Annotated in this window: 28 protein-coding genes; 23 read left to right on the forward strand and 5 right to left on the reverse strand. The window is 57.1% G+C overall.

Going from position 1 to position 24,947, the window contains the following annotated elements:
* Positions 1-141 precede the first annotated feature (141 nt).
* Together cbpA and cbpM are read left to right on the forward strand one after the other, a co-directional pair.
* Positions 142-1,059, forward strand: a complete 918-nt coding sequence (gene cbpA, locus EGY08_RS12845) for a curved DNA-binding protein (protein WP_004127961.1) — start codon at positions 142-144, stop codon at positions 1,057-1,059.
* A complete protein-coding gene (cbpM, locus tag EGY08_RS12850) occupies positions 1,059-1,364 on the forward strand; it encodes a chaperone modulator CbpM (protein WP_004127958.1) in 306 nt (101 codons plus the stop codon). Before cbpA ends, cbpM begins: the two co-directional genes overlap by 1 nt.
* Before the next feature lie 145 nt (positions 1,365-1,509).
* Here the strand turns inward: cbpM and proP are convergent, their stop codons facing one another.
* Complete coding sequence (gene proP / locus EGY08_RS12855) at positions 1,510-3,012, reverse strand: glycine betaine/L-proline transporter ProP (protein ID WP_004127952.1); 1,503 nt, start codon at positions 3,010-3,012, stop codon at positions 1,510-1,512.
* 540 nt (positions 3,013-3,552) lie between these two features.
* On the opposite strand from proP, the gene EGY08_RS12860 reads away from it, so the two are divergent.
* From EGY08_RS12860 to EGY08_RS31075, 13 genes are all read left to right on the forward strand, one after another.
* Positions 3,553-3,888 carry a zinc ribbon domain-containing protein YjdM gene (locus EGY08_RS12860; protein WP_004127949.1) on the forward strand — a complete coding sequence of 112 codons (336 nt, stop codon included), beginning with the start codon at positions 3,553-3,555 and terminating at the stop codon, positions 3,886-3,888.
* 172 nt (positions 3,889-4,060) lie between these two features.
* Positions 4,061-4,504 carry a VOC family metalloprotein YjdN gene (gene yjdN, locus EGY08_RS12865; RefSeq protein ID WP_123828559.1) on the forward strand — a complete coding sequence of 148 codons (444 nt, stop codon included), beginning with the start codon at positions 4,061-4,063 and terminating at the stop codon, positions 4,502-4,504.
* A gap of 204 nt (positions 4,505-4,708) precedes the next feature.
* Positions 4,709-5,434 carry a phosphonate metabolism transcriptional regulator PhnF gene (phnF, locus tag EGY08_RS12870; protein ID WP_123828560.1) on the forward strand — a complete coding sequence of 242 codons (726 nt, stop codon included), beginning with the start codon at positions 4,709-4,711 and terminating at the stop codon, positions 5,432-5,434.
* Positions 5,435-5,887, forward strand: a complete 453-nt coding sequence (gene phnG / locus EGY08_RS12875; protein ID WP_004097867.1) for a phosphonate C-P lyase system protein PhnG — start codon at positions 5,435-5,437, stop codon at positions 5,885-5,887.
* A complete protein-coding gene (gene phnH / locus EGY08_RS12880) occupies positions 5,884-6,468 on the forward strand; it encodes a phosphonate C-P lyase system protein PhnH (RefSeq protein ID WP_004127938.1) in 585 nt (194 codons plus the stop codon). Before phnG ends, phnH begins: the two co-directional genes overlap by 4 nt.
* The gene (locus tag EGY08_RS12885; protein ID WP_004127936.1) at positions 6,468-7,532 is read left to right on the forward strand and encodes a carbon-phosphorus lyase complex subunit PhnI; all 1,065 of its coding nucleotides are present in this window, start codon (positions 6,468-6,470) and stop codon (positions 7,530-7,532) included. The genes phnH and EGY08_RS12885 overlap by 1 nt, the downstream gene beginning before the upstream one ends.
* The gene (locus tag EGY08_RS12890) at positions 7,525-8,373 is read left to right on the forward strand and encodes an alpha-D-ribose 1-methylphosphonate 5-phosphate C-P-lyase PhnJ (protein WP_004127934.1); all 849 of its coding nucleotides are present in this window, start codon (positions 7,525-7,527) and stop codon (positions 8,371-8,373) included. The genes EGY08_RS12885 and EGY08_RS12890 overlap by 8 nt, the downstream gene beginning before the upstream one ends.
* Entirely contained in the window at positions 8,370-9,128 is a 759-nt protein-coding gene (phnK, locus tag EGY08_RS12895) for a phosphonate C-P lyase system protein PhnK (RefSeq protein WP_004127931.1), read from the forward strand. Before EGY08_RS12890 ends, phnK begins: the two co-directional genes overlap by 4 nt.
* A 106-nt stretch (positions 9,129-9,234) precedes the next feature.
* Positions 9,235-9,921, forward strand: a complete 687-nt coding sequence (gene phnL, locus EGY08_RS12900; RefSeq protein ID WP_049114409.1) for a phosphonate C-P lyase system protein PhnL — start codon at positions 9,235-9,237, stop codon at positions 9,919-9,921.
* Positions 9,918-11,054 (forward strand): alpha-D-ribose 1-methylphosphonate 5-triphosphate diphosphatase, encoded by a 1,137-nt coding sequence (phnM, locus tag EGY08_RS12905; protein WP_049114411.1) that lies wholly within the window; start codon positions 9,918-9,920, stop codon positions 11,052-11,054. The genes phnL and phnM overlap by 4 nt, the downstream gene beginning before the upstream one ends.
* On the forward strand, positions 11,054-11,617 hold the full coding sequence (gene phnN / locus EGY08_RS12910) for a ribose 1,5-bisphosphokinase (RefSeq protein WP_004127921.1): 564 nt from the start codon (positions 11,054-11,056) through the stop codon (positions 11,615-11,617). Before phnM ends, phnN begins: the two co-directional genes overlap by 1 nt.
* A gap of 14 nt (positions 11,618-11,631) precedes the next feature.
* Entirely contained in the window at positions 11,632-12,390 is a 759-nt protein-coding gene (gene phnP, locus EGY08_RS12915; protein WP_123828561.1) for a phosphonate metabolism protein PhnP, read from the forward strand.
* A gap of 259 nt (positions 12,391-12,649) precedes the next feature.
* Positions 12,650-12,874, forward strand: coding sequence for a hemolysin XhlA family protein (locus tag EGY08_RS31075; protein ID WP_224326683.1), 225 nt, complete (start codon positions 12,650-12,652; stop codon positions 12,872-12,874).
* Here EGY08_RS31075 and yjdP read toward each other — a convergent pair.
* Positions 12,868-13,200 carry a DDRRRQL repeat protein YjdP gene (gene yjdP / locus EGY08_RS12925; RefSeq protein WP_004127911.1) on the reverse strand — a complete coding sequence of 111 codons (333 nt, stop codon included), beginning with the start codon at positions 13,198-13,200 and terminating at the stop codon, positions 12,868-12,870. The genes EGY08_RS31075 and yjdP overlap by 7 nt on opposite strands.
* 69 nt (positions 13,201-13,269) lie before the next feature.
* Positions 13,270-13,719, reverse strand: a complete 450-nt coding sequence (gene rpiB, locus EGY08_RS12930; RefSeq protein ID WP_004127907.1) for a bifunctional allose-6-phosphate isomerase/ribose-5-phosphate isomerase RpiB — start codon at positions 13,717-13,719, stop codon at positions 13,270-13,272.
* Positions 13,720-14,082: 363 nt separating this feature from the next.
* On the opposite strand from rpiB, the gene EGY08_RS12935 reads away from it, so the two are divergent.
* The 6 genes from EGY08_RS12935 (at position 14,083) to alsK (ending at position 20,122) form a co-directional block, all read left to right on the forward strand.
* Complete coding sequence (locus tag EGY08_RS12935; RefSeq protein ID WP_004127904.1) at positions 14,083-14,970, forward strand: MurR/RpiR family transcriptional regulator; 888 nt, start codon at positions 14,083-14,085, stop codon at positions 14,968-14,970.
* Positions 14,971-15,030: 60 nt separating this feature from the next.
* Entirely contained in the window at positions 15,031-15,966 is a 936-nt protein-coding gene (alsB, locus tag EGY08_RS12940) for a D-allose transporter substrate-binding protein (RefSeq protein ID WP_004127900.1), read from the forward strand.
* Positions 15,967-16,029: 63 nt separating this feature from the next.
* Positions 16,030-17,562: a D-allose ABC transporter ATP-binding protein AlsA gene (gene alsA / locus EGY08_RS12945; protein WP_004127889.1), complete on the forward strand. Its 1,533-nt coding sequence runs from the start codon at positions 16,030-16,032 to the stop codon at positions 17,560-17,562.
* Positions 17,541-18,521, forward strand: a complete 981-nt coding sequence (alsC, locus tag EGY08_RS12950) for a D-allose ABC transporter permease (protein ID WP_004127887.1) — start codon at positions 17,541-17,543, stop codon at positions 18,519-18,521. Before alsA ends, alsC begins: the two co-directional genes overlap by 22 nt.
* Positions 18,522-18,531: 10 nt before the next feature.
* Positions 18,532-19,227 carry a D-allulose 6-phosphate 3-epimerase gene (alsE, locus tag EGY08_RS12955; protein ID WP_004127884.1) on the forward strand — a complete coding sequence of 232 codons (696 nt, stop codon included), beginning with the start codon at positions 18,532-18,534 and terminating at the stop codon, positions 19,225-19,227.
* Entirely contained in the window at positions 19,211-20,122 is a 912-nt protein-coding gene (gene alsK / locus EGY08_RS12960; protein ID WP_123828563.1) for an allose kinase, read from the forward strand. The genes alsE and alsK overlap by 17 nt, the downstream gene beginning before the upstream one ends.
* Here the strand turns inward: alsK and EGY08_RS30775 are convergent.
* Positions 20,119-20,286: a hypothetical protein gene (locus EGY08_RS30775; protein WP_157262004.1), complete on the reverse strand. Its 168-nt coding sequence runs from the start codon at positions 20,284-20,286 to the stop codon at positions 20,119-20,121. The genes alsK and EGY08_RS30775 overlap by 4 nt on opposite strands.
* A 93-nt stretch (positions 20,287-20,379) precedes the next feature.
* Between EGY08_RS30775 and fdhF the strand changes: the two genes are divergently transcribed.
* Positions 20,380-22,527, forward strand: a complete 2,148-nt coding sequence (fdhF, locus tag EGY08_RS12965; RefSeq protein ID WP_077598887.1) for a formate dehydrogenase subunit alpha — start codon at positions 20,380-20,382, stop codon at positions 22,525-22,527.
* 204 nt (positions 22,528-22,731) lie between these two features.
* The gene (locus EGY08_RS12970) at positions 22,732-23,415 is read left to right on the forward strand and encodes a tetratricopeptide repeat protein (protein ID WP_004127875.1); all 684 of its coding nucleotides are present in this window, start codon (positions 22,732-22,734) and stop codon (positions 23,413-23,415) included.
* Between the two features lie 36 nt (positions 23,416-23,451).
* On the opposite strand, the gene gltP is transcribed toward EGY08_RS12970, so the two are convergent.
* Entirely contained in the window at positions 23,452-24,765 is a 1,314-nt protein-coding gene (gltP, locus tag EGY08_RS12975; protein ID WP_004109428.1) for a glutamate/aspartate:proton symporter GltP, read from the reverse strand.
* Positions 24,766-24,947: the final 182 nt, after the last annotated feature.

A 24,947-nucleotide genomic window follows, 5' to 3' on the forward strand; every position in this document is an offset into this window, starting at 1 on the left:
ACAATTGGCCGCCGTCAATCCCGACGGCGTCAAGTTTGCGCCACTTTTCCGCCCAATCCGTCTTCATTTGCCCTACGCTTAATAGAGACACCTGATCCAGGGATCTGTAACCGTAATATTGCGCATAAATGAGATAACGCCATGGAATTAAAGGATTATTATGCCATTTTAGGGGTTCAGCCAACGGACGATCTGAAAACCATTAAGACCGCCTATCGCCGTCTGGCACGTAAATATCACCCCGATGTCAGCAAAGAAAACGATGCCGAAGCCAAATTCAAAGATCTCGCCGAAGCCTGGGAAGTGCTTAAAGATGACCAGCGCCGCGCCGAATACGACCAGCTCTGGCAGCACCGCAACGATCCGCAGTTTGGCCGGCAGCAGCATTCTCACGAGCAGAGCTATAGCCAGCAGGACTTCGACGACATCTTCTCCACTATGTTTGGCCAGCAGGCGCACCATAGCCGCCGCCAGCACGGCGTCCGCGGTCATGACCTGGAGATAGAAGTCGCGGTATTCCTTGAAGAGACCCTGGCGGAGCAGACGCGCACTATCAGCTATAAGCTGCCGGTTTATAACGTCTTCGGCATGGTCGAAAGCGAAACGCCGAAAACCCTGAACGTGAAAATTCCCGCGGGCGTCGTCGACGGCCAGCGCATCCGTCTGAAAGGCCAGGGCACTCCCGGTGAAAATGGCGGCCCCAACGGCGATCTGTGGCTGGTGATCCATATCGCACCGCATCCGCTGTTTGATGTCGTCGGCCATAACCTTGAAATCGTCCTGCCGCTGGCACCATGGGAAGCCGCATTGGGCGCTAAAGTTACCATCCCGACGCTGAAAGAGAGCATCCTGTTGACCATTCCGCCGGGCAGCCAGGCCGGTCAGCGGCTGCGTGTGAAGGGCAAAGGGCTGACCAGCAAAACCACCACCGGCGACCTGTATGCGGTGATTAAAATCGTCATGCCGCCAAAACCAGATGAGAAGAGCCGCGCGCTCTGGCAACAACTGGCGGATGCGCAATCCAGCTTCGAGCCGCGTAAGACATGGGGGAAAGCCTGATGGCTAAGATAACAGTGACGTTCACGATTACCGAGTTTTGTCTCCACACCGGCCTTTCCGAAGAGGAGCTTGACGAGATTGTCGGCCTTGGCATGATTGAGCCCCGCCAGCCGCAGCGGGAAAGCTGGCTGTTTGACGATAGCGCAGTGACCATAGTGCACCGCGCCGTACGCCTGCGCAAAGAGCTGGAGCTAGACTGGCCGGGTATCGCTGTCGCCTTAACGCTGCTGGACGAGAACGCGCGCCTGAGCCGTGAAAATCAAATCCTGCAGCAGCGGCTGGCGCGCTTTCTGACGCATAGCTAAGCCCTCGCCGCCGCAACGCCCGGTGGCGGCTAATACCTTACCGGGCATACGCATTTCGCGAACGACATCACGTCTGTAGTCAGTCAGGACATAAAAAATGCCGCCGGGGGAAGCCCGCGGCGGCATGCGTTACCAGCAAAACGATTTAGTCGTTGATGCGCGGATGCTGCTGCACCAGACGAGAACGTTTTTCCTGCAGGTCGGCGATTTCCTGATCGATATCTTCGATTTTATGTTCGATGTTATCGTAGTGCTCGCCGAGAATTTCTTTCGCTTCCTGAATATCCGAAGCCGCTGGCGTCGCCCCTTTCAGCGGACGGTTAGCGGTCTCTTTCATCGACAGGCCGGTAATCAGACCAATCAATGCCACCACCATCAGATAGTAAGCCGGCATCATCAGGTTCTGCGTGCTTTCCACCAGCCACGCCGCCAGCGTCGGCGTCAGACCGGCAATCAGCACCGAGATGTTAAAGGCACTGGCCAGGGCGCTAAAGCGGATGTGGGTCGGGAACATCGCCGGCAGCGACGAGGCCATCACCCCGATAAAGCAGTTCAGCACTACCGCCAACACCAGCAGACCGGCGAAAATCAGGCCGAGAACGTTACTGTTAATCATGATAAAGGCCGGAATCGACAGCGCGAACAGCGCCACGCTACCAATCAGAATAAACGGGCGACGGCCAAAACGGTCGCTGAGCATACCGATAACCGGCTGAACGAACAGCATCCCGACCATGATGGCGATGATGATCAGCACCCCGTGGTCTTCTGAATAGTGCAGGTTATGCGATAGGTAGCTCGGCATATAGGTCAGCAACATGTAGTAGGTCACGTTGGTGGAAATCACCAGACCGATACAGGTCAGCAGGCTACGCCAGTGTTTGGTCGCAATCTCTTTAAACGAGACTTTCGGTCCTTCCTGCAGGCCTTCACGATCGCCCTGCTCCATTTTATCAACGTGCTGCTGGAACGCTGGCGTCTCTTCCAGCGCATGGCGCAGATAAAGACCAATAATCCCTAACGGCAGCGCCAGGAAGAACGGAATACGCCAGCCCCAGTCGAGGAAGTTCTCTTCACCCACCACGCTGGAAATCAGTACCACCACGCCCGCGCCCATCACAAAACCGGCTATCGAACCGAAGTCCAGCCAGCTACCCATAAAGCCGCGTTTCCGGTCAGGGGAGTATTCCGCAACAAAGATCGATGCGCCGGTATATTCTCCGCCCACCGAGAAGCCCTGCGCCATTTTACACAGCAGCAGCAGTATTGGCGCCCAGATACCAATCGTGGCATACGACGGAATAAGACCGATACAGAATGTACTTATCGACATGATGACAATGGTTATCGCCAGAATCTTTTGTCGACCGTATTTATCGCCCAGCATCCCGAAGAACAGGCCGCCTAATGGACGAATTAAGAAGGGAACCGAGAAGGTACCGAGGGCGGCGATCATCTGCACGCTGGGGTTAGCATCGGGGAAAAAGACTTTACCCAGGGCATACGCAACAAAACCATAAACCCCAAAATCGAACCATTCCATCGCGTTACCCAGCGATGCTGCGGTAATCGCTTTCTTCAGTTTGCTGTCATCAATGATGGTCACATCCCGAAGCGTGATGGGTTTTACTTTTTTCCTTTTAAGCATAATTATCCTCTTTTGCTCTCGCCTTGAGCGCACGAATCTCCGCCGAATGACAAAGTCATTCGCGTCATGCGTTGGGAGCGGCGAATTGCTGTGCTCCACATTTCAAGCGTAGCAGGTTTGCCTGCACTGTCTGCTGACAGTCCGTACAACCGAACCTGTTGACGCCTGCTCTGGCCATAATCAAATAAGCGGTGCCGCTAATAAGTGTAGTGAATTTGCGTTCTCGCTTTTTTACCCTAACAGCGTTTAAATTTGGGATCAACTTCACAAAAATTTACCTACCCTTAAACAGAGTCGTCCCAAACCAATAAGTTCAATGAATATTGGAACTTAGCGATATATTTCCGGAAATAACTGGCGGTTTTTAAGGAATTAATCCCGCCAATCCTCACAATATAAATTCTCTTACTCCGCTGCGAAGCCGCATAAAAAAGGCCCGACAAAAGTGCGGGATTGCGCTATAATCAGCATCACTTTCGGCTATCAGCCGCCATTTAAAGGACCAACGTCCTGTTTTACCCAGTAATCGCGAGGAACGTCATGCAACTGCCACACTGCCCAAAATGCCATTCTGAATACACTTATGAAGACAACGGCATGTTTGTTTGCCCGGAATGCGCCCACGAATGGAACAATGCCGAGCCTGCGGACGATAACGACGCGCTGATTGTCAAAGACGCCAACGGCAATTTACTGGCCGACGGCGATAGCGTCACCGTGGTAAAAGATCTGAAGGTTAAAGGCAGCTCTTCGATGCTAAAAATTGGTACTAAAGTTAAAAATATCCGCCTGGTAGAAGGCGATCATAATATTGACTGTAAAATTGATGGTTTTGGACCGATGAAGCTAAAATCCGAATTTGTTAAAAAGAACTGATTTTATTCCCCCGGCGCCCATCGTCGGGGGGAAAAGATTTTTCCGCGCCCTGATCAGCCTTCCCTCATTCGCACTCGCCTTACCCGAGCCTGGCATCCGTCGCTGCCGCCTGGCTTAATTCTGCAATCCCCTTCTACGCTTAATGGAATATTCGTTACCTGAGGTAATGGTTATGCCCTTAAGTCCCTATATCGCTTTTAGCGGCAACTGCGCTGCCGCCATCGCCTTCTACCAGCAGGCGCTGGGCGCTGAGCTGATCCACAAAATCACCTGGGGTGAAATGCCGCAGAATACCCAGGACGCCGAAGATGGCTGCCCTTCTGGCCAACATCTGGCTGCTGACGGTATCGCACACGCCAGCCTGCGCATCGCGTACAGCATCCTGATGCTCAGCGACAGCCCCTCCAGCAAAATGGAGCGCTACGCCGGATTTACCATCGTGCTCGACCCAAAAGACGTGATCGAGGGTAAACGCTGGTTTGACGGCCTCGCCGACGGCGGCCAGATAGAGATGGCCTGGCAGGAAACGTTCTGGGCGCACGGCTTCGGTAAAGTCATCGACCGCTTTGGCGTCCCGTGGATGGTCAACGTGGTGAAAGAGCCTCAAGAGCCTTAACGCTTACCTTCCTCCCCTCACCCTCCGGTAGAGAGCCAGGGTGAGGGCATCCGTGCGTTCATTCCCCCTCTCCCTGTCATCCCATCGGCATTAACTCTTCATCCCCCGGTCATCATGAGTTAACCGAAATGTAACAAAAAACCGTCAGGATCGGCCCACGCTCAGAGGGAAACTCCTTCATGTCTATAGTGAGGTTCGATTGACATGTACTTATCCAGACATCCGACCAGTTACCCGACACGATATCAGGAAATTGCCGCCAAACTTGAGCAAGAGCTTCGCCATCACTACCGCTGCGGCGACTATCTTCCCGCCGAGCAGCAGCTGGCAACCCGCTTTGAAGTTAACCGCCATACCCTGCGCCGGGCCATCGATCAGCTCGTCGAACGCGGCTGGGTCCAGCGCCGCCAGGGCGTCGGCGTGCTGGTTCTGATGCGTCCGATAGATTATCCACTCAATGCTCAGGCCCGCTTTAGCCAGAATCTTCTCGAACAGGGTAGCCATCCGACCAGCGAGAAGTTGCTGTCGGTGTTACGCCCGGCCAGTAGCCACGTTGCTGAGGCGTTTGCCATTAATGAAGGCGATAACGTCATCCACCTGCGCACCCTGCGCCGCGTTAACGGCGTCGCGCTGTGCCTGATAGACCACTACTTTACCGACCTGCGACTGTGGCCGGTTCTGCAAACCTTTACCCACGGCTCTCTCCATGACCTGCTGCGCGACCGGCTTGATATCGAACTGACCCGCGTACGCACCAAAATCAGCGCCCGCCGCGCGCAGGCCAAAGAGAGCAACATTCTCGGCATTCCCAACATGGCGCCGCTGCTGTGCGTGCGCACCCTGAATCATCGCCAGGACGAGCAGAACGCGACGGAGTACTCCGTCAGCCTGACCCTCGCCGACATGATTGAATTCACCATGGAGCACTGAATGCACTTTGATACCGCTACCCGCCAGCGCTGGATGTCCGTGCTGGCCCACAGTGAACCACAAGAACTGGCGGCACGGATGCAGACCCTGCAGCTCGCGCCGCAGTATGAGCTGATTCGCGCCCCGGAAACCGGACTGGTTCAGCTGCAGGCGCGTATGGGCGGCATCGGCGACCGATTCTTTGCCGGAGACGCCACCTTAACCCGCGCCGCCATTCGCCTGGCCGACGGAACGCTCGGCTATAGCTGGATTTTGGGCCGCGACCGCCCGCACGCTGAACGCTGCGCGGCTATCGATGCCCTGATGCAGTCGCCACACCATTTTCACACCCTGATGGAAACCCTGATAACCCCGCTGGAAGAACAACGTAGCGCGCGCATTGAAGCCCGACGCGCCGAAGTCAACGCCAGCCGGGTCGACTTCTTTACTCTGGTTCGCGGAGATAACGCATGACACTACAACCCGCCTTTACCCTGGCTGTGCAAGATGCCCAGCACAGTTTCCGCCGCCTGCTGAAGGCGATGAGCGAGCCGGGAGTGATTGTCTCCCTGCAACAGCTTCAGCACGGCTGGCAGCCGCTGAACGTCGCCTCTACCAGCCTGTTGCTGACGCTGGTGGATCACGAGACGCCGGTCTGGCTGGCTCCGGGGCTGCATAACGATCTCGTCGGCCAGAATCTGCGCTTTCATACCGGCGCGCCGCTGGTTGAGCAGCCGCAGCAGGCGATCTTCGCCGTCGCCAGTGACACCATCAGCGCCGAGCAGTTGAACGTGCTTTCCGCCGGAACCGTCGTCGCCCCTGAAACCGGCGTCACGCTGGTGGTCCAGCTTGCTAGCCTGAGCGGCGGCCGGATGCTGCGGCTGACCGGCGCGGGGATCGCCGAAGAGCGGATGATCGCCCCGCAGCTGCCGGAATGCATTATTGAAGAATTGACCGAGCGCCCGCATCCGTTCCCGCTGGGCATCGATCTGATCCTCACCTGCGGTGAACGCCTGCTGGCTATCCCGCGCACTACCCATGTCGAGGTCTGCTAATGTACGTAGCCGTCAAAGGCGGCGAGAAGGCGATCGTCGCCGCTCACGCCCTACAGGAACAGAAACGCCGAGGCGATGGACGGCTTCCTGAAATCAGCGTTGACCAGATTAGCCAGCAGCTTAATCTGGCGGTGGACCGGGTAATGACCGAAGGCGGTATCGCCGACCGGGAACTGGCGGCGCTGGCGCTTAAGCAGGCCAGCGGTGATAGCGTTGAAGCGATTTTTCTGCTGCGCGCTTACCGTACCACGCTGCAAAGGCTGGCGGTCAGCGAGCCCGTCGACACCGCCGGTATGCGCCTTGAGCGCCGTATTTCGGCGGTCTATAAAGATATTCCCGGCGGCCAGCTGCTCGGCCCAACCTACGATTACAGCCACCGCCTGCTCGATTTTACCCTGCTGGCCAACGGCGAAACCCCGCCGCTGGCGACCGATAGCGCGCCGCAGGAAGCCGCGCCGCACGTTTTTAATCTGCTGGTTCAGCAAGAACTGGCGAAAGCCGAACGAGATACCGACGCGCAGCCCGACGATATCACCCGCCATCCGCCGGTCTATCCCTGCTCGCGCTCTTCGCGCCTGCAGCAGCTGGCGCGCGGCGACGAGGGTTACCTGCTGGCGCTGGCCTACTCCACCCAGCGCGGCTACGGGCGCAACCACCCGTTTGCCGGTGAAATTCGCAGCGGCTACGTCGCGGTGGAGATCGCTCCCGAAGAGCTGGGATTCACCGTCAATATCGGTGAACTGCTGATGACCGAATGCGAAATGGTTAACGGCTTTGTCGCCCCTGAGGATGAACCGCCGCACTTTACCCGCGGCTACGGCCTGACGTTCGGCATGAGCGAGCGTAAAGCGATGGCGATGGCGCTGGTGGACCGTGCGCTCCAGGCGCCGGAGTACGGCGAAGAGCTAGCGGGCCCCGCTCAGGACGAAGAGTTTGTGCTGGCCCATGCCGATAACGTCGAGGCGGCCGGTTTCGTTTCACACCTTAAACTTCCCCACTATGTCGATTTCCAGGCCGAACTGGCGCTGCTTAAACGCCTGCAACGGGAGAATCAACGTGGCTAACGCATTGACCGGCTACAACTTTGCTTATCTTGACGAGCAAACCAAACGCATGATCCGCCGCGCCATCCTGAAAGCGGTGGCCATCCCTGGCTACCAGGTGCCCTTCGGCGGTCGCGAGATGCCGATGCCTTACGGCTGGGGCACCGGCGGTATCCAGCTTACCGCCAGCGTCATCGGCGAAAATGACGTGCTGAAGGTGATTGACCAGGGCGCCGACGACACCACCAACGCGGTGTCGATTCGCCAGTTTTTCCAACGCGTCACCGGCGTCGCGACCACCGAACGCACCGAAGACGCGACACTGATCCAGACCCGCCACCGGATCCCGGAAACGCCGCTGACCGAAGATCAGATCCTGATCTTCCAGGTGCCGATCCCAGAGCCGCTGCGCTTTATTGAACCGCGAGAAACCGAAACCCGCACCATGCACGCGCTGGAGGAGTACGGCGTGATGCAGGTGAAGCTGTACGAAGATATCGCCCGCTTCGGCCATATCGCCACCACCTACGCCTATCCGGTGAAGGTCAACGGCCGCTACGTGATGGACCCGTCGCCGATTCCGAAATTCGATAACCCGAAGATGCATATGATGCCCGCACTTCAGCTGTTCGGCGCCGGACGCGAAAAACGCATCTACGCGGTACCGCCGTATACCCCGGTTGAGAGCCTCGATTTCGACGATCATCCGTTTACCGTTCAGGAATGGGATGAACCCTGCGCCATCTGCGGATCTCGCCATAGCTATCTTGATGAAGTGGTGCTCGACGACAGCGGCAAAAGGATGTTTGTTTGTTCAGATACCGATTATTGCCGCCAGCAGAGCGAGGAGCAGGAAAAATGAGTCATCCGTTACTGGCGGTCAATAATCTGACCCACCTCTACGCGCCAGGCAAAGGCTTCAGCGACGTGTCGTTTGAGCTGTGGCCGGGAGAAGTGCTGGGTATCGTCGGCGAGTCCGGCTCCGGGAAAACCACCCTGCTACAGGCGCTTTCCGCCCGCCTGACGCCGCAACAGGGCGACGTGCGCTATCAGAACCGTTCGCTGTACGCGATGAGCGAAGCGGATCGCCGCCGCCTGCTGCGCACCGAATGGGGCGTGGTACATCAGCATCCGATGGACGGCCTGCGCCGTCAGGTGTCGGCTGGGGGGAATATCGGCGAGCGCCTGATGGCCACCGGGGCCCGCCACTACGGCAATATTCGCGCGACCGCCGAAAGGTGGTTGCAGGAGGTGGAGATCCCGCCTTCGCGCATTGACGACCTGCCCACCACCTTTTCCGGCGGTATGCAGCAGCGTCTACAAATCGCCCGCAATCTGGTGACCCAGCCGAAGCTGGTGTTTATGGATGAACCCACCGGCGGGCTGGACGTGTCGGTGCAGGCGCGCCTGCTCGATCTGCTGCGCGGCCTGGTGGTGGAGCTGAACCTGGCGGTGGTGATTGTGACCCACGACCTCGGCGTTGCCCGCCTGCTGGCTAACCGTCTGCTGGTGATGAAGCAGGGTCAGGTAGTGGAAAGCGGCTTAACCGACCGGGTGCTCGACGATCCCCATCACCCCTACACCCAGCTGCTGGTGTCGTCGGTATTGCAGAACTGAGCGTATGTCCACTCCCTGGTGGCGCTTCGTGAATTAATGCATCAGGTAGCCCGGATAAGGCGTTTACGCCGCGATCCGGGGAAATTCAGGCACGATGAGGCTAAAAATGAACGCCATCCGCGTTGAAAATATTCATAAAACCTTTGTTCTGCACCAGCAGCACGGCGCGCGTCTGCCGGTCCTCGCCGACGCCTCGCTGACCGTGAATGCCGGCGAATGCGTGGTGCTGCACGGCCACTCCGGCAGCGGCAAATCGACCCTGCTGCGCTCGCTGTACGCCAACTATCTCCCCGATAGCGGCCACATTCATATTCGCCACGGCGACGAATGGGTCGACCTGGTTACCGCAACGCCGCGCAAAGTGCTGGAAGTGCGCAAAACCACTATCGGCTGGGTTAGTCAGTTTCTACGGGTGATCCCGCGTATCTCCGCCCTCGACGTGGTGATGCAACCGCTGCTCGAACTGGGCGCCCCGCGCGAAGAGAGTGCCGCGAAAGCCGCCCGCCTGCTGACGCGCCTGAACGTCCCCGAACGCCTGTGGCACCTCGCCCCCTCAACCTTTTCCGGCGGTGAACAGCAGCGGGTTAACATCGCCCGCGGCTTCGCGGTCGACTACCCGATTTTGCTTCTCGACGAACCCACCGCCTCGCTGGACGCTAATAACAGCGCCGCGGTGGTGGCGTTGATTCTCGAAGCTAAAGCCCGCGGCGCGGCGATCGTCGGTATTTTCCACGACGAGGCCACACGCAACCAGGTCGCCGACCGTCTGCACCCGATGGGGATTTCAGCATGATTATTAATAACGTAAAGCTGGTCCTCGAAGACGAGGTGGTTAACGGTTCGCTGGAAGTCCAGGACGGCAGAATTTCGGCCTTTGCCGAAAGCCAGAGCCGACTGGCGGAGGCCATCGATGGAGAGGGCGGCTGGCTTCTGCCGGGGCTTATCGAGCTGCATACCGACAACCTGGACAAGTTTTTCACCCCGCGACCGAAAGTGAACTGGCCCGCCCACTCGGCGATGAGCAGCCACGACGCGCTGATGGTCGCCAGCGGCATCACCACCGTGCTGGATGCCGTGGCTATTGGCGATGTGCGCGACGGCGGCGATCGCCTGGAAAATCTCGAAAAAATGATCAACGCCGTGGAAGAGACGCAGAAGCGCGGCCTCAACCGCGCTGAGCATCGGCTGCATCTTCGCTGCGAACTGCCGCATCACACCACCCTGCCGCTGTTTGAGAAGCTGGTTGGCCGCGAGCCGGTGAGCATGGTCTCCCTGATGGATCACTCCCCTGGCCAGCGCCAGTATGCCGACCGCAGCAAATACCGCGACTATTATCAGGGCAAATATCACCTGACCAACGAAGAGATGGACAAATTCGAAGAGGAACAGATGGCGCTGGCGGCGGCCTGGTCTCAGCCTAACCGGCAGCGCATCGCCGCCATCTGTCGCGAGCGAAATATCGCGCTGGCCAGCCACGATGACGCCACCTGCGAACATGTGCTCGAATCGCGCCAGCTTGGCAGCGTCATCGCCGAATTTCCCACCACGATCGCCGCAGCTCAGGCGTCGCGCCAGCACGGGATGAACGTTCTGATGGGCGCGCCGAATATCGTACGCGGCGGTTCGCACTCGGGGAACGTCGCCGCCCACCATCTGGCGGCCAGCGGCCTGCTGGACATTCTCTCCTCCGACTATTATCCCGCCAGCCTGCTGGATGCCGCTTTTCGCATCGCCGACGACGAGGGCAACGCCTTTACCCTCGCGCAGGCCATTCGTCTGGTGAGCAAAAACCCGGCCCAGGCGCTGGGGCTGCACGACCGCGGGGAGATTGCCGAAGGTAAGCGGGCGGACCTGGTGCTGGCGCGCCGTCACGGCGAGCATATCCATATTGACCACGTCTGGCGGCAAGGCAAGAGGGTCTTCTGATGACAGGGAAACTGATTTGGCTGGTCGGTCCGTCCGGCTCCGGCAAAGACAGCCTGCTGGCGGCGCTGCGCCAGCGAGAACATCCCCAGCTGCTGGTGGCGCACCGCTACATTACCCGCCCGCACAACGCGGGCTGTGAAAACCATATCGCCCTCAGCGAGCATGAGTTTTTTACCCGCGCCGAGCAGCATCTGTTTGCCCTTAGCTGGCACGCTAACAATAATTACTATGGCATCGGTATCGAGATTGACCTGTGGCTGCACGCCGGGTTTAACGTGGTCGCTAACGGCTCCCGCGCCCACCTGGCGCAGGCGCAGACGCGCTATGCCGACGCCCTACTGCCCATCTGTTTGCAGGTCTCGCCGGAGGTGCTGCGACAGCGCCTGGAGCAGCGCGGAAGGGAGAACGAGACGGAAATCGCCCAGCGGCTGGAGCGCGCGGCGCGCTATACGCCGAGCGCATGTTTGACCCTGAATAACGATGGCCGCCTGAGCCAGTCGGTGGATGCGCTGGTCTCGCTGATTCGCGTTCACGGCAACCGACACGAGCAGCAAATTGCCTGAGACGAGGAAAAAATATGAGCCTGACGATCCGCTTGACCGGCACCGGCGGCGCGCAGCTGGTGCCGGTTTTCGGCTGCGCCTGCCGCGCCTGCCGCCGCGCCCGCGCCGACGACGCGCATCGCCGTCGCCCCTGTAGCGCGGCGGTGAAGTTCAACAACGCGGTGACGCTGCTCGATGCCGGGCTGCCGGATCTGCTGGAGCGGTGGCCCGCCGGCAGCTTTCAGCAGTTTCTGCTCACCCATTATCATATGGATCACGTGCAGGGCCTGTTCCCCCTGCGCTGGGGCGTAGGCGAAGCGATTGCGGTTTACGGCCCGCCCGATGAACAGGGCTGCGATGACCTGTTCAGGCATCCGGGCCTGCTTGATTTCAGCCATACCGTTGAGCCATTCGTGATGTTTGAACTTCAGGGATTGCGCGTTACGCCGCTGCCGCTGAATCACTCAAAGCTCACTTTCGGCTACCTGCTGGAATCGGCCCATAGCCGGGTCGCCTGGCTGTCCGACACCGCCGCCCTGCCGGAAAAAACCCTCAAGTTCCTGCTTAACAACCGACCGCAGCTTATCATCATCGACTGCAGCCACGAGCCGCGCCCGCAGACCCCACGCAATCACTGCGATCTCAACACCGTGCGAGCTATTAACGAGGTCATCGGCTGCCCGCGGGTGATACTTACCCATATCAGCCACCAGTTCGATGCATGGATGATGGAAAATTCTCTGCCTGCGGGATTTGAAGCGGGATTTGACGGCATGGAGATTGTGCTGGATTAACCAAACTTCATCGTCTCTTCACTTAACCTCACTATCTTCCCTGCGGACTTAACTATCTGAAGGGAATCCTGTGACCACAACACGACGAGTTCTACATCATGCCGGCTGGTTTGCCGGCTTTGGGCCATTTATACCGCTGCCGATACTTCTTTTTTTCCCTAAGGGAAGCTCGTTTTTCAGCATCTTCAGGCATCTTCCGGAGATCGTATTTCTTACCTGGATTGTCGGCTTTCTGCCCGCATTGTTAACCGGTATTTTTATGGCCGTTCTGTCTGGTAACGTTTATCGCCACTGGTTTTGGCGTTTATTAACAGGGGGAATCGCGGCCGTTGTGATAACGGCCATCTGCTGCGGCACAATCGGCGCCTTTATGCCGATGTTTTTCTATTTAATCCCGCTGTTACTTCTCTCGGCGCTGCTGTCCGGCATGATTATGGGGCTGATAATTCCCCGACTTCCGCCGCGGGTCGCGCCGCATCAATAATCATCATCCAGCCTGCGCTGGTCGCTTTCCAACTGACGGCGGTCCCGGTCCAGCTGGCGCTGACGCTCATCAAGTTCGCGGCGACGATCTTCCAGCTGTCGCCGTTGATCGTCATACTGCCGCTGGCGATCGGCGTTTTGCTGACGGCTGCCCTGATAGCGCCCATCATCATAATCCTCATCATCGGAACGGTTGCCGTTGGGTTGATAAGCGTCATTAATGGCCTGCTGAATATTGCCGATCGCATCGTCAATAATATCAGCGTGCGCCAGCTGGCTGGCGAAGGAAAGAGCGCAGAAAAGCAAAGTAGTAGAGTAACGTTTCATAAAGCCAGTCTCATCAGGGGGCTGGCTCTACGTTAATCAAGGGCTATCGCGGCGAGTAGCGGAGGAATCTCAAATCCGCTGCTGTTCAATCGCGCCGATGGCGTCCACCCGCCCCTGATGGCGTCCGCCCTCGAATTCGGCGCTCAGCCAGGCATCAACGATCATTTTCGCCAGTTCAAGGCCGATCACCCTGGCGCCAAAGGCCAGAACGTTGGTGTCATTATGCTGGCGTGATAGCTGAGCCGAGTAGGGCTCGCTGCAAACCACCGCGCGAATCCCGGGGTACTTATTGGCGGCAATGGAGATGCCGACGCCGGTGCCGCAGATCAGAATCCCGCCGTCAACTTCGCCGGCGGCAACCGCCTGCGCGACGGCGCTGGCATAGCGCGGATAATCGGTGCGTTCCGTTGACCATGCGCCTTTATCCACCACCTCCATTCCGCGCTGACGCAGATGCAACACAATATCGTCTTTTAGGATAAACCCAACATGATCGCAGCCAATTGCAATCCTTTTCATACCTAGCCTCGCCTGTTAGTCACTTTACGAAAATGCTTTATGTTGTGATTTAAACGGCATTTATCGGCCAAATAAGCGTCAAAAACACCGCAGCCAGGGCCTGTTCTACACGCTGTAATTTCACAAATCAAGCGTCATCGTTCTTTCCCCTCAAATTACCACCCATTAAAACCAACAGGGAAAACAACATAATTGATTGATAATTAACAAATAATAAATAATTCAACGAAAAACCAACCTCCCTTAAACTTCACAATAGATAATACTTTATAAAAATATAAAATTTGTGAAGTTGATAGTATCTTTTCTGTTTTGCCTGTGGTGATATAGTGACGTCTTCATTTTATGGACAATGAGAAAGCGATGAATCAGTCAGAATCCAGTTCGCTCCCCAACGGTATCGGCCTTGCCCCCTGGCTTCGCATGAAGCAGGAAGGGATGACCGAAAATGAAAGCCGCATCGTCGAATGGTTGCTTACCCCCGGCAATCTGAGCGATGCGCCGGCCATTAAGGACGTCGCAGAGGCGCTGTCGGTGTCAGAGGCCATGATCGTTAAGGTCTCTAAACTGCTCGGTTTTAGCGGTTTTCGTAATCTGCGCAGCGCGCTGGAAGCCTATTTTTCGCAGTCTGAGCAGGTCCTGCCGACTGAGCTCTCTTTTGATGAAGCGCCGCAGGATGTGGTGAATAAGGTGTTCAACATCACCCTGCGCACCATTATGGAAGGCCAGTCGATCGTGAACGTCGACGAAATTCATCGCGCGGCGCGCTTTTTCGCCCAGGCCAACCAGCGCGACCTGTACGGCGCGGGCGGTTCAAACGCCATCTGCGCGGACGTGCAGCATAAGTTTTTACGCATCGGCGTGCGCTGCCAGGCCTACCCGGACGCACATATCATGATGATGTCCGCCTCGCTACTGAAGGAAGGCGATGTGGTACTGGTGGTCTCGCACTCCGGGCGCACCAGCGATATCAAATCAGCGGTGGAGCTGGCGAAAAAGAATGGCGCAAAAATTATTTGTATCACCCATAGCTATCATTCACCGATTGCCAAATTAGCTGATTTTATTATTTGTTCGCCAGCACCAGAGACGCCTTTATTAGGCCGTAACGCCTCAGCGCGTATATTACAACTCACATTATTAGATGCATTTTTTGTTTCCGTTGCCCAGCTGAATATTGAACAAGCGAATTTAAATATGCGAAAAACCGGCGCGATTGTTAATTTCTTTTCACCCGGCGCGCTTAAATAAAAAAACCGATCCCACGTTGGTGGGATCAATATAACTGTATCCTACACTGAGAATACTGCCATGAATAAATATCTGAAACTTTTCAGCGGCACGCTCATGGGCGTAATGTTATCCACCAGCGCCTTTGCCGCCGCCGATTATGCTGTGGTTTTAAAAACTTTATCCAATCCGTTTTGGGTGGATATGAAAAAAGGGATTGAAGACGAAGCCAAAACGCTGGGCGTGAGCGTCGATATTTTTGCTTCTCCTTCTGAAGGGGATTTTCAGTCGCAGCTGCAGCTGTTTGAAGACCTGAGCAACAAAAACTACAAAGGTATCGCCTTTGCGCCGCTCTCCTCGGTAAACCTGGTGATGCCGGTGGCCAAAGCCTGGAAAAAAGGCATCTATCTGGTCAACCTCGATGAAAAAATCGATATGGATAACCTGAAGAAAGCCGGCGGCAACGTTGAAGGTTTTGTCACCACCGATAACGTGGCGGTCGGGGCAAAAGGCGCGGAGTTTATTATCGACAAGCTGGGTGCGGAAGGCGGCGAAGTGGCGATTATCGAAGGTAAAGCCGGTAACGCCTCCGGTGAAGCTCGCCGCAATGGCGCCACCGAGGCCTTCAAAAAAGCGAGCCAGATCAAGCTAGTGGCCAGCCAGCCCGCCGACTGGGACCGTATTAAAGCGCTGGACGTCGCCACGAACGTGCTGCAGCGTAACCCGAACGTTAAAGCGATTTACTGCGCCAACGACACCATGGCGATGGGCGTCGCCCAGGCCGTCGCCAACGCCGGCAAAACCGGCAAGGTGCTGGTGGTCGGTACCGACGGTATTCCGGAAGCGCGCAAAATGGTCGAAGCCGGACAGATGACCGCCACTATCGCGCAGAACCCGGCAGATATTGGCGCGACGGGCCTGAAGCTGATGGTCGATGCCGAGAAGAGCGGCAAGGTGATCCCGCTGGATAAAGCCCCTCAGTTTACGCTGGTGGATTCCATTCTGGTGACGAAATAGGTCTGCCCCCCCTCTTCCTTTGGGAGAGGGGCATTCATGCAGAGGTAATGAAGGAAATTTTCTATGCTCACGCCATATATTTCAATGGCGGGGATCGGCAAATCCTTTGGCCCGGTTCACGCATTAAAATCGGTTGATTTAACTATTTACCCGCACGAAATACATGCGTTATTAGGGGAAAATGGTGCCGGTAAATCAACGCTGATGAAAGTATTGTCGGGAATCCATGAACCGACCAAAGGCACCATTACCATTAATAACGTGAACTACGACAAGCTGGACCATAAATTAGCGGCCCAGCTCGGCATCGGCATTATTTATCAGGAGCTCAGCGTCATTGATGAATTAACGGTGCTGGAGAATTTATATATTGGCCGCCATCTGACGAAAAAAGTCTGCGGCGTCAACGTGATCGACTGGAAAGAAATGCGCGTGCGGGCGGCGATGATGCTGCTGCGCGTCGGGCTGAAGATCGACTTAGACGAAAAGGTGGCCAATCTCTCCATCAGCCACAAGCAGATGCTGGAAATCGCCAAAACGCTGATGCTCGACGCCAAAGTGCTGATCATGGATGAACCGACCTCCTCACTGACCAATAAAGAGGTGGACTATCTGTTCCTGATCATGAACCAGCTGCGTAAAGAGGGCACCGCCATTGTCTATATCTCGCACAAGCTAGCGGAAATACGCCGCATCTGCGACCGCTATACGGTGATGAAAGACGGCAGCAGCGTCTGCAGCGGAATGGTCAGCGAAGTGAATAACGACGACATCGTACGCCTGATGGTCGGCCGCGAGCTGCAAAACCGCTTTAACGCCATGAAAGAGAGCACCGGCAATATCGTCCGCGAGACGGTATTCGAAGTGAAAAACGTCACCAGCCATGACAAGAAAAAGGTACGCGATATCTCGTTCAGCGTGAATCGCGGCGAAATTCTCGGCTTCGCCGGGCTGGTCGGCTCCGGGCGCACGGAGCTCATGGACTGCCTGTTTGGGGTTGATAAGCGTAGCGGCGGTGAAATTTATCTCAACGGCAAAGCGATCTCCCCCCGCTCGCCGCTGGACGCCTTAAAAAAAGGGATGGGCTACATCACCGAAAGCCGCCGGGAAAACGGCTTTTTCCCCAATTTTTCCATCGCTCAGAACATGGCGGTCAGCCAGAGCCTGAAGCGTGGCGGCTACAAAGGGGCTATGGGGCTGTTCCGCGAAGGCGACGAACGCAAAACGGCGGAAGAGCAGCGCAAACTGCTGGCGCTGAAGTGCCATTCGGTCGATCAGAACATCACCGAGCTTTCCGGCGGCAACCAGCAGAAGGTGCTGATTTCCAAATGGCTGTGCTGCAGCCCCGAAGTGATCATTTTTGACGAGCCGACGCGCGGTATCGACGTCGGTGCGAAAGCCGAAATTTATAAAGTGATGCGCCAGCTGGCCGATGACGGAAAAGTCATCCTGATGGTGTCATCCGAACTACCTGAAATTATCGCCGTCTGCGACCGCATTGCCGTGTTCTGCGAAGGGCGACTGACGCAAATCCTGACCAATCGCGACGACTTGAGCGAAGAGGAGATTATGGCATGGGCACTACCACAAGAGTGAAAGGCGATATGGACGAGAAAAAACCGTTTAACTTCGCGCTGTTCTGGGATAAATACGGCACCTTTTTTATCCTCGCCATTATTGTCGCCATCTTCGGCACCCTATCGTCAGAGTACTTCCTGACGACCAACAACATTACACAGATCTTCGTCCAAAGTTCGGTCACCGTCCTGATCGGCATGGGCGAATTCTTCGCGATCCTCGTCGCCGGGATCGATCTGTCGGTCGGGGCGATCCTCGCGCTCTCCGGGATGGTCACCGCTAAGTTAATGCTGGCGGGCGTCGATCCGTTCCTCGCGGCGCTGATTGGCGGCGTGCTGGTCGGCGGCGCGCTGGGCGCCATCAACGGCTGTCTGGTCAACTGGACCGGCCTGCACCCGTTCATTATTACCCTCGGCACCAACGCTATCTTTCGCGGTATCACCCTGGTGATTTCCGATGCCAACTCGGTATACGGCTTCTCGTTTGATTTCGTTAACTTCTTCGCCGCCACGCCGCTGGGTATACCGGTTCCGGTGATTTTCTCGCTGATTGTGGCGGTGATCCTCTGGTTCCTGACCACCCGCATGCGCGTGGGCCGCAACATCTACGCGCTGGGCGGCAACAAGAACTCCGCTTTCTACTCCGGTATCGACGTCAAATTCCACATGCTGCTGGTGTTCATTATTTCCGGCGTTTGCGCCGGGCTGGCGGGCGTGGTCTCCACCGCGCGTCTCGGCGCGGCGGAACCGCTGGCGGGGATGGGCTTTGAAACCTACGCCATCGCCAGCGCCATCATCGGCGGCACCAGCTTCTTCGGCGGTAAAGGACGCATCTTCTCGGTGGTCATCGGCGGCCTGATTATCGGCACCATCAATAACGGACTGAACATTCTGCAAGTACAAACCTACTACCAGCTGGTGGTAATGGGCGGGTTAATCATCGCGGCTGTCGCCCTCGACCGTCTTATCAGTAAGTAAGGAATTTATAATGAAAATTGCTCCCTCTTTAATGTGTATGGATCTGCTGAAATTCAAAGAACAGATCGAGTTTATCGACCAGCACGCAGACTATTTCCACATCGACATTATGGACGGTCATTTTGTACCGAACCTGACCCTGTCGCCGTTTTTCGTCGGCCAGGTGAAAAAGCTGGCCAGCAAGCCGCTGGACTGCCACCTGATGGTCACCCGTCCGCAGGACTACATTAGCCAACTGGCGCAGGCAGGGGCGGATTTTATCACTCTGCATCCGGAAACGATTAACGGCCAGGCCTTCCGCCTGATCGAAGAGATCCGCCGCCACGGCATGAAGGTCGGGCTGATCCTCAACCCGGAAACCCCGGTCGAAGCCATGAAGTACTACATCCATAAAGCCGACAAAATCACGGTGATGACCGTCGATCCGGGCTTCGCCGGGCAGCCGTTTATCCCGGAGATGCTGGAAAAAATCGCCGAACTGAAAGCCTGGCGCGAGCGCGAGGGGCTGAGCTACGAGATCGAAATCGACGGTTCCTGCAATAAAGCCACCTATCAAAAGCTGATGGCGGCGGGCGCGGACGTGTTTATCGTCGGCACCTCAGGCCTCTTTAACCATGCTGATAAGATTGAAGACGCGTGGCAGATCATGGCAGAGCAGATCCTGGCGGCGAAACACGAGGTACTGCCTCATGCAAAAACAGCGTAACGTCGTCGCGGGTGTGGATATGGGCGCGACCCATATCCGCCTTTGCCTGCAAACCGCGCAGGGCGAAGCGCTGCACTGCGAAAAGCGGCGCACCGCTGATGTAATTAGCGCCGACGGCCTGGTCAATGGCATTAAAAACCTGTTGCAGCAGCAGCTGACCCTGCACGACGCCCATTGCTGCGGGCTGGTGATGGGGTTCCCGGCGCTGGTGGCAAAAGACAAGCGGACGATTATCTCCACGCCTAATCTGCCTCTCGCCGCCGACGACCTCTATAATCTGGCCGACCGGCTGGAAGCGGCGCTATGCTGCCCGGTGGAGTTTTCCCGCGATGTCAATCTGCAGCTCTCTTTTGATGTGCAGGAGAATGGCCTGCAGGAGCAGGAGGTACTAGCGGCCTATCTCGGCACCGGCATGGGCTTCGCGGTCTGGCTCAACGGCGGGCCGTGGACCGGCGCGCACGGCGTGGCGGGCGAGCTGGGGCATATTCCGCAGGGCAATGACGCCCTCACCTGCGCCTGCGGCAACCCCGCCTGTCTGGAAACCGTTTGCTCCGGCATTGCGCTCAAGCGCTGGTATGAACAGCAACCTCGAGCGTACGAACTGGGCGAGCTGTTCGTCCACGCTGCGCGGGAGCCGTTTGTCCAGACGTTGCTAAACCACGCCGCTCGCGCCATCGCCACCAGCATCAACCTGTTCGATCCCGATGCGGTGATCCTCGGCGGCGGGGTGATGGATATGCCCGCCTTCCCGCGCGACGCCTTAATCGCGATGGTCAAAACCTACGTTCGCCGTCCGCTGCCGTATCAGGCCGTTCGCTTTATCGCCGCCTCCTCTTCAGCGTTTAACGGCGCCCAGGGCGCGGCGGCGCTGGCGAGAAGCCGGTATTTAAACTAGCCCAGCAATACCTGTAAGCGCGCTGCCCCGCGATCTTCTCCGGGGGCGGTGCTGCGCGCCTGTCCCGGCTGCCCGACCCGCGTCACATCCTCTCGCGTCGACACGTCAAAACTGACGATAGGCTGTTTTTCGTCAGCATTTCGCCCAAAAAAACAACGTATCATCAGTCAATACCCACAATGAAAACATGGCATAGAAGATGCATAGTGACGGCGCGATAGCGCGTATGCGCCAATTGATTAACTGGAGCAAGACCGATGAAAAAAGTCGTCACGGTTTGCCCGTATTGCGCATCAGGTTGCAAAATCAACCTGGTGGTCGATAACGGCAAAATCGTTCGGGCGGAGGCGGCACAGGGGAAAACCAACCAGGGAACCCTGTGTCTGAAAGGCTATTATGGCTGGGACTTCATTAACGATACCCAGATCCTTACCCCGCGCCTGAAAACCCCGATGATCCGTCGCCAGCGCGGCGGCAAGCTGGAATCCGTCTCCTGGGATGAGGCGCTCGATTACGTCGCCACTCGCCTTAGCGCCATTAAAGAGAAGTATGGCCCGGACGCGATTCAGACTACCGGTTCGTCCCGCGGGACGGGTAACGAAACCAACTATGTGATGCAAAAATTCGCGCGCGCCGTTATTGGTACCAATAACGTCGACTGCTGCGCTCGCGTCTGACACGGCCCATCGGTTGCAGGTCTGCACCAATCGGTCGGTAACGGCGCTATGAGTAATGCCATCACCGAGATCGACAACACCGATCTCGTGTTTATCTTCGGGTATAACCCGGCAGATTCACACCCTATTGTGGCGAATCACGTGATTAACGCCAAACGCAATGGGGCGAAAATCATCGTCTGCGATCCGCGTAAAATCGAAACCGCGCGCATCGCCGATATGCACATTGCGCTGAAAAACGGCTCGAACATCGCGCTGCTCAACGCCATCGGGCATGTCATTATCGAAGAGGATCTTTACGATAAATCCTTCGTCGCCAGCCGTTCCGAGGGCTTCGAAGAGTATCGCAAAATCGTCGAAGGCTATACGCCGGAGTCGGTGGAAGCGATTACCGGCGTCAGCGCCCAGGAAATCCGCGCCTGCGCCCGGATGTACGCCAGCGCGAAATCCGCCGCTATCCTGTGGGGCATGGGCGTGACCCAGTTCTACCAGGGCGTGGAGACCGTACGTTCGTTGACCAGCCTGGCGATCCTCACCGGCAACCTCGGCAAGCCGAGCGTCGGCGTCAACCCGGTGCGCGGCCAGAACAACGTTCAGGGCGCCTGTGATATGGGCGCGCTGCCGGATACCTATCCGGGCTATCAGTACGTTAAGTTCCCGGAAAACCGCGAGAAGTTCGCCAAAGCCTGGGGCGTCGACAGCCTGCCGGCGCACACCGGCTACCGCATCAGCGAGCTGCCGCACCGCGCGGCGCATGGCGAAGTACGGGCGGCGTACATCATGGGGGAAGATCCGCTGCAGACCGATGCCGAGCTGTCCGCCGTGCGTAAGGCTTTCGACGATCTGGAACTGGTTATCGTCCAGGATATTTTCATGACCAAAACCGCCTCAGCGGCCGACGTTATCCTGCCTTCCACTTCATGGGGCGAGCACGAAGGCGTTTATACCGCAGCGGACCGCGGCTTCCAGCGCTTCTTTAAAGCGGTAGAGCCGAAGTGGGACCTGAAAACCGACTGGCAGATCATCAGCGAAATCGCCACCCGGATGGGTTATAAGATGCACTACAACAACACCCAGGAAATCTGGGACGAGTTGCGTCATCTGTGCCCGGATTTCTATGGCGCCACCTACGAGAAAATGGGCGAGCTGGGCTACGTCATGTGGCCGTGCCGCGATGAGTCCGACGCTGACCAGGGGACCTCTTATCTGTTTAAAGAGAAGTTCGATACCCCGAACGGTCTGGCGCAGTTCTTCACCTGCGACTGGGTCGCGCCGATTGACAAGCTCACCGACGAGTATCCGATGGTGCTGTCGACGGTGCGTGAAGTCGGCCACTACTCGTGCCGTTCGATGACCGGCAACTGTGCGGCGCTGGCCGCGTTAGCAGATGAACCGGGCTATGCGCAGATCAATACCGCCGATGCCGAACGTCTGGGCATTGAGGATGAGGCGCTGGTGTGGGTGAATTCGCGTAAAGGCCGCATCATCACCCGCGCGCAGGTTAGCGACCGTCCGAACAAAGGGGCGGTCTATATGACCTACCAATGGTGGATTGGCGCCTGTAACGAGCTGGTTTCCGAGAATCTGAGCCCGATAACCAAAACGCCGGAGTACAAGTACTGCGCCGTCAACGTTGAGCCGATTGCCGACCAACGGGCCGCCGAGCAGTACGTGATTGACGAGTACAACAAGCTGAAAACCCGCCTGCGCGAAAGCGCAATGGGCTAATCAGGTCGCCTCCCCGGAGGCGGTGCTTCACACCTGCCCGGGCTACACAATCCGTAGCCCGGGTAAGGCGTTTACGCCGCAACCCAGGAAACAGATCGCTCGATTATTCGGGTAAAGCATGAGTCTCCCCCACTCGTTCCCGTCGTTTTCTTCTCCTTCACCTGCCTTTATACTGCTCACTATGTCCTCTACCGATAATAAAAAATGAAATACCTCTCTTTACTGCTGGTGATAGCAAGCGTCGCCGCAGGTGCCATGGAACCCGGCAGCCAGTACAAAGCGCAGGCCGAAGCGGGCGACCCGCGCGCTCAGTATTACCTGGCGGATACCTACGTTAGCTTCGGCGATTTTCCGCAGGCCGAATACTGGGCGCAAAAAGCCGCGGACAACGGCGACGGCGATGCCCTGGCGCTGCTGGCCCAGCTCAAAATCCGCAATCCGCAGCAGGCCGACTATCTCCAGGCGAAAGCGCTGGCTGAAAAATCGGTGAAAACCGGCAGCAGGGCGGGAGAAATTGTCCTCGCCCGGGTGCTGGTGAATCAGCAGGCCGGTACGCCGAACTATTCGCACGCCATCTCCCTGTTACAGCATGCCGCACAGGATCCGGAGAGCGACTCCGCCGTCGACGCCCAGATGCTGCTGGGGCTCATCTACGCCAGCGGCGTTCATCCGCCGGAGGATGACGTAAAAGCGACGCAGTATTTCAAAGAGAGCTCCGCCCTCTCCCGCACCGGCTACGCCGAGTACTGGGCCGGGATGCTTTTCCAGCAGGGAGAAAAAGGCTTTATCGAACCAAACAAGCAAAAAGCGCTGCACTGGCTCAACGTGAGCTGTCAGGAGGGGTTTGATACCGGCTGTGAAGAGTTCGACAGGATCAGTAAAAGATAAGAAAAAGCCCGGAGCGATGTCACCGGGCTTTCTGTTTTATTGCGCCGTTTTATCAAATTTACCCAGCACTTCACGCTCGTACGCCAGCGCTTTTTTGCGGTCAAATTTGTGTTCCCATTTGGCGATAACCAGCACCGCCAGCGCGTTACCCACTACGTTCAGCGCGGTACGCGCCATATCGAGGATACGGTCAACGCCGGCGATAAAGGCCAGACCTTCCAGCGGAATACCCACGCTGCCCAGCGTCGCCAGCAGCACCACGAAGGAGACGCCCGGCACGCCGGCAATCCCTTTCGACGTCACCATCAGCGTCAGCACGAGGGTAATTTCCTGCCAGATGGAGAGGTCGATACCGTACAACTGGGCAATAAAGATCGCCGCAATGCTCTGATACAGCGTTGAGCCATCGAGGTTAAACGAGTAGCCGGTAGGCACCACGAAGCTGGTGATCGACGCCGGCGCGCCATAGGCTTCCATCTTCTCAATAATACGCGGCAGCACGCTCTCGGAGCTGGCGGTAGAGTAAGCCAGAATCAGCTCATCCTTCAGAATGCGAATCAGAGTCCAGATGCTCAGCCCGCAAACCCGCGCCACGATGCCTAATACCACCAGCGCGAAGAACAGGATCGCGAAGTAAACCAGAATCACCAGCTTCGCCAGCGGCCACAGCGAGGCGAAGCCGAAGGTCGCCACGGTCACCGAGATCAGCGCGAACACGCCAACCGGAGCATAACGCATCACCATATGCGTCACTTTGAACATGGTTTCAGAGATAGAGCGGAACACCGTAACCAGCGGTTCGCGGTGGGTAGCGGGCAGCGAGGAGAGGCCGAGACCAAACAGCACCGAGAAGAAGATAATCGGCAGCATGTCGCCTTTCGCCATCGAGGCCACGATATTGGTCGGCACCAGCGAGAGGATGGTGCCCATCAGGCCATGCGCGTGGCTCTGCACTTCCGCCGTGGTGTTTTGATACTTCGAAATATCCACCGCCGCCAGCTGCGACATATCGATCCCGCTCCCCGGCTGGAAGACGTTCGCCAGGGTGATCCCCAGCACGATAGCCACCGTGGTGATCACTTCAAAATAGATAATGGTTTTCGCGCCGATACGGCCCAACTGCTTCGCGTCGCCCACGCCCGCAATACCGACCACCAGGGTCGAAATAACGATCGGTACGACGATCATTTTAATCAGATGGATAAAGATATCGCCCGCCGGGGTCAGCAGATTCGAGATCAGCCAATCACGGCTTTCGGCGTGGTAATGCAGGTAACTGCCCAGAAGTATGCCCAGCACCAGCGCCAGCAAAATTTGCCAGGCCAGGCTGACTTTTGTTTTTTTCTTCACTACAGACTTCCTCGATGAAAGGCACCATTCCAGGAGGTAATGGCGCCCACTGAAAGGGGTATGAATTGTGTTGCGTTGCTTTATAGGGTTATTTAACGCGCAATGTCAGTATCATTTGCACGGCATGCTGCGCAAGTCTTTAAGAACAGCGGTTTACTCTGATTTTATGCATAAACCCGCTA

This window comes from Klebsiella sp. FDAARGOS_511 (genome assembly GCF_003812845.1).
Lineage (GTDB): Bacteria > Pseudomonadota > Gammaproteobacteria > Enterobacterales > Enterobacteriaceae > Klebsiella > Klebsiella grimontii.

Bases quoted from the DNA above. Each gene is read 5' to 3' on its own strand.
- cbpA (WP_004127961.1), top strand. From the start codon at position 142: ATGGAATTAAAGGATTATTATGCCATTTTAGGGGTTCAGCCAACGGAC.
- cbpM (WP_004127958.1), top strand. From the start codon at position 1,059: ATGGCTAAGATAACAGTGACGTTCACGATTACCGAGTTTTGTCTCCAC.
- proP (WP_004127952.1), bottom strand. From the start codon at position 3,012: ATGCTTAAAAGGAAAAAAGTAAAACCCATCACGCTTCGGGATGTGACC.
- EGY08_RS12860 (WP_004127949.1), top strand. From the start codon at position 3,553: ATGCAACTGCCACACTGCCCAAAATGCCATTCTGAATACACTTATGAA.
- yjdN (WP_123828559.1), top strand. From the start codon at position 4,061: ATGCCCTTAAGTCCCTATATCGCTTTTAGCGGCAACTGCGCTGCCGCC.
- phnF (WP_123828560.1), top strand. From the start codon at position 4,709: ATGTACTTATCCAGACATCCGACCAGTTACCCGACACGATATCAGGAA.
- phnG (WP_004097867.1), top strand. From the start codon at position 5,435: ATGCACTTTGATACCGCTACCCGCCAGCGCTGGATGTCCGTGCTGGCC.
- phnH (WP_004127938.1), top strand. From the start codon at position 5,884: ATGACACTACAACCCGCCTTTACCCTGGCTGTGCAAGATGCCCAGCAC.
- EGY08_RS12885 (WP_004127936.1), top strand. From the start codon at position 6,468: ATGTACGTAGCCGTCAAAGGCGGCGAGAAGGCGATCGTCGCCGCTCAC.
- phnK (WP_004127931.1), top strand. From the start codon at position 8,370: ATGAGTCATCCGTTACTGGCGGTCAATAATCTGACCCACCTCTACGCG.
- phnL (WP_049114409.1), top strand. From the start codon at position 9,235: ATGAACGCCATCCGCGTTGAAAATATTCATAAAACCTTTGTTCTGCAC.
- phnM (WP_049114411.1), top strand. From the start codon at position 9,918: ATGATTATTAATAACGTAAAGCTGGTCCTCGAAGACGAGGTGGTTAAC.
- phnN (WP_004127921.1), top strand. From the start codon at position 11,054: ATGACAGGGAAACTGATTTGGCTGGTCGGTCCGTCCGGCTCCGGCAAA.
- phnP (WP_123828561.1), top strand. From the start codon at position 11,632: ATGAGCCTGACGATCCGCTTGACCGGCACCGGCGGCGCGCAGCTGGTG.
- EGY08_RS31075 (WP_224326683.1), top strand. From the start codon at position 12,650: ATGGCCGTTCTGTCTGGTAACGTTTATCGCCACTGGTTTTGGCGTTTA.
- yjdP (WP_004127911.1), bottom strand. From the start codon at position 13,200: ATGAAACGTTACTCTACTACTTTGCTTTTCTGCGCTCTTTCCTTCGCC.
- rpiB (WP_004127907.1), bottom strand. From the start codon at position 13,719: ATGAAAAGGATTGCAATTGGCTGCGATCATGTTGGGTTTATCCTAAAA.
- EGY08_RS12935 (WP_004127904.1), top strand. From the start codon at position 14,083: ATGAATCAGTCAGAATCCAGTTCGCTCCCCAACGGTATCGGCCTTGCC.
- alsB (WP_004127900.1), top strand. From the start codon at position 15,031: ATGAATAAATATCTGAAACTTTTCAGCGGCACGCTCATGGGCGTAATG.
- alsA (WP_004127889.1), top strand. From the start codon at position 16,030: ATGCTCACGCCATATATTTCAATGGCGGGGATCGGCAAATCCTTTGGC.
- alsC (WP_004127887.1), top strand. From the start codon at position 17,541: ATGGGCACTACCACAAGAGTGAAAGGCGATATGGACGAGAAAAAACCG.
- alsE (WP_004127884.1), top strand. From the start codon at position 18,532: ATGAAAATTGCTCCCTCTTTAATGTGTATGGATCTGCTGAAATTCAAA.
- alsK (WP_123828563.1), top strand. From the start codon at position 19,211: ATGCAAAAACAGCGTAACGTCGTCGCGGGTGTGGATATGGGCGCGACC.
- EGY08_RS30775 (WP_157262004.1), bottom strand. From the start codon at position 20,286: ATGATACGTTGTTTTTTTGGGCGAAATGCTGACGAAAAACAGCCTATC.
- EGY08_RS12970 (WP_004127875.1), top strand. From the start codon at position 22,732: ATGAAATACCTCTCTTTACTGCTGGTGATAGCAAGCGTCGCCGCAGGT.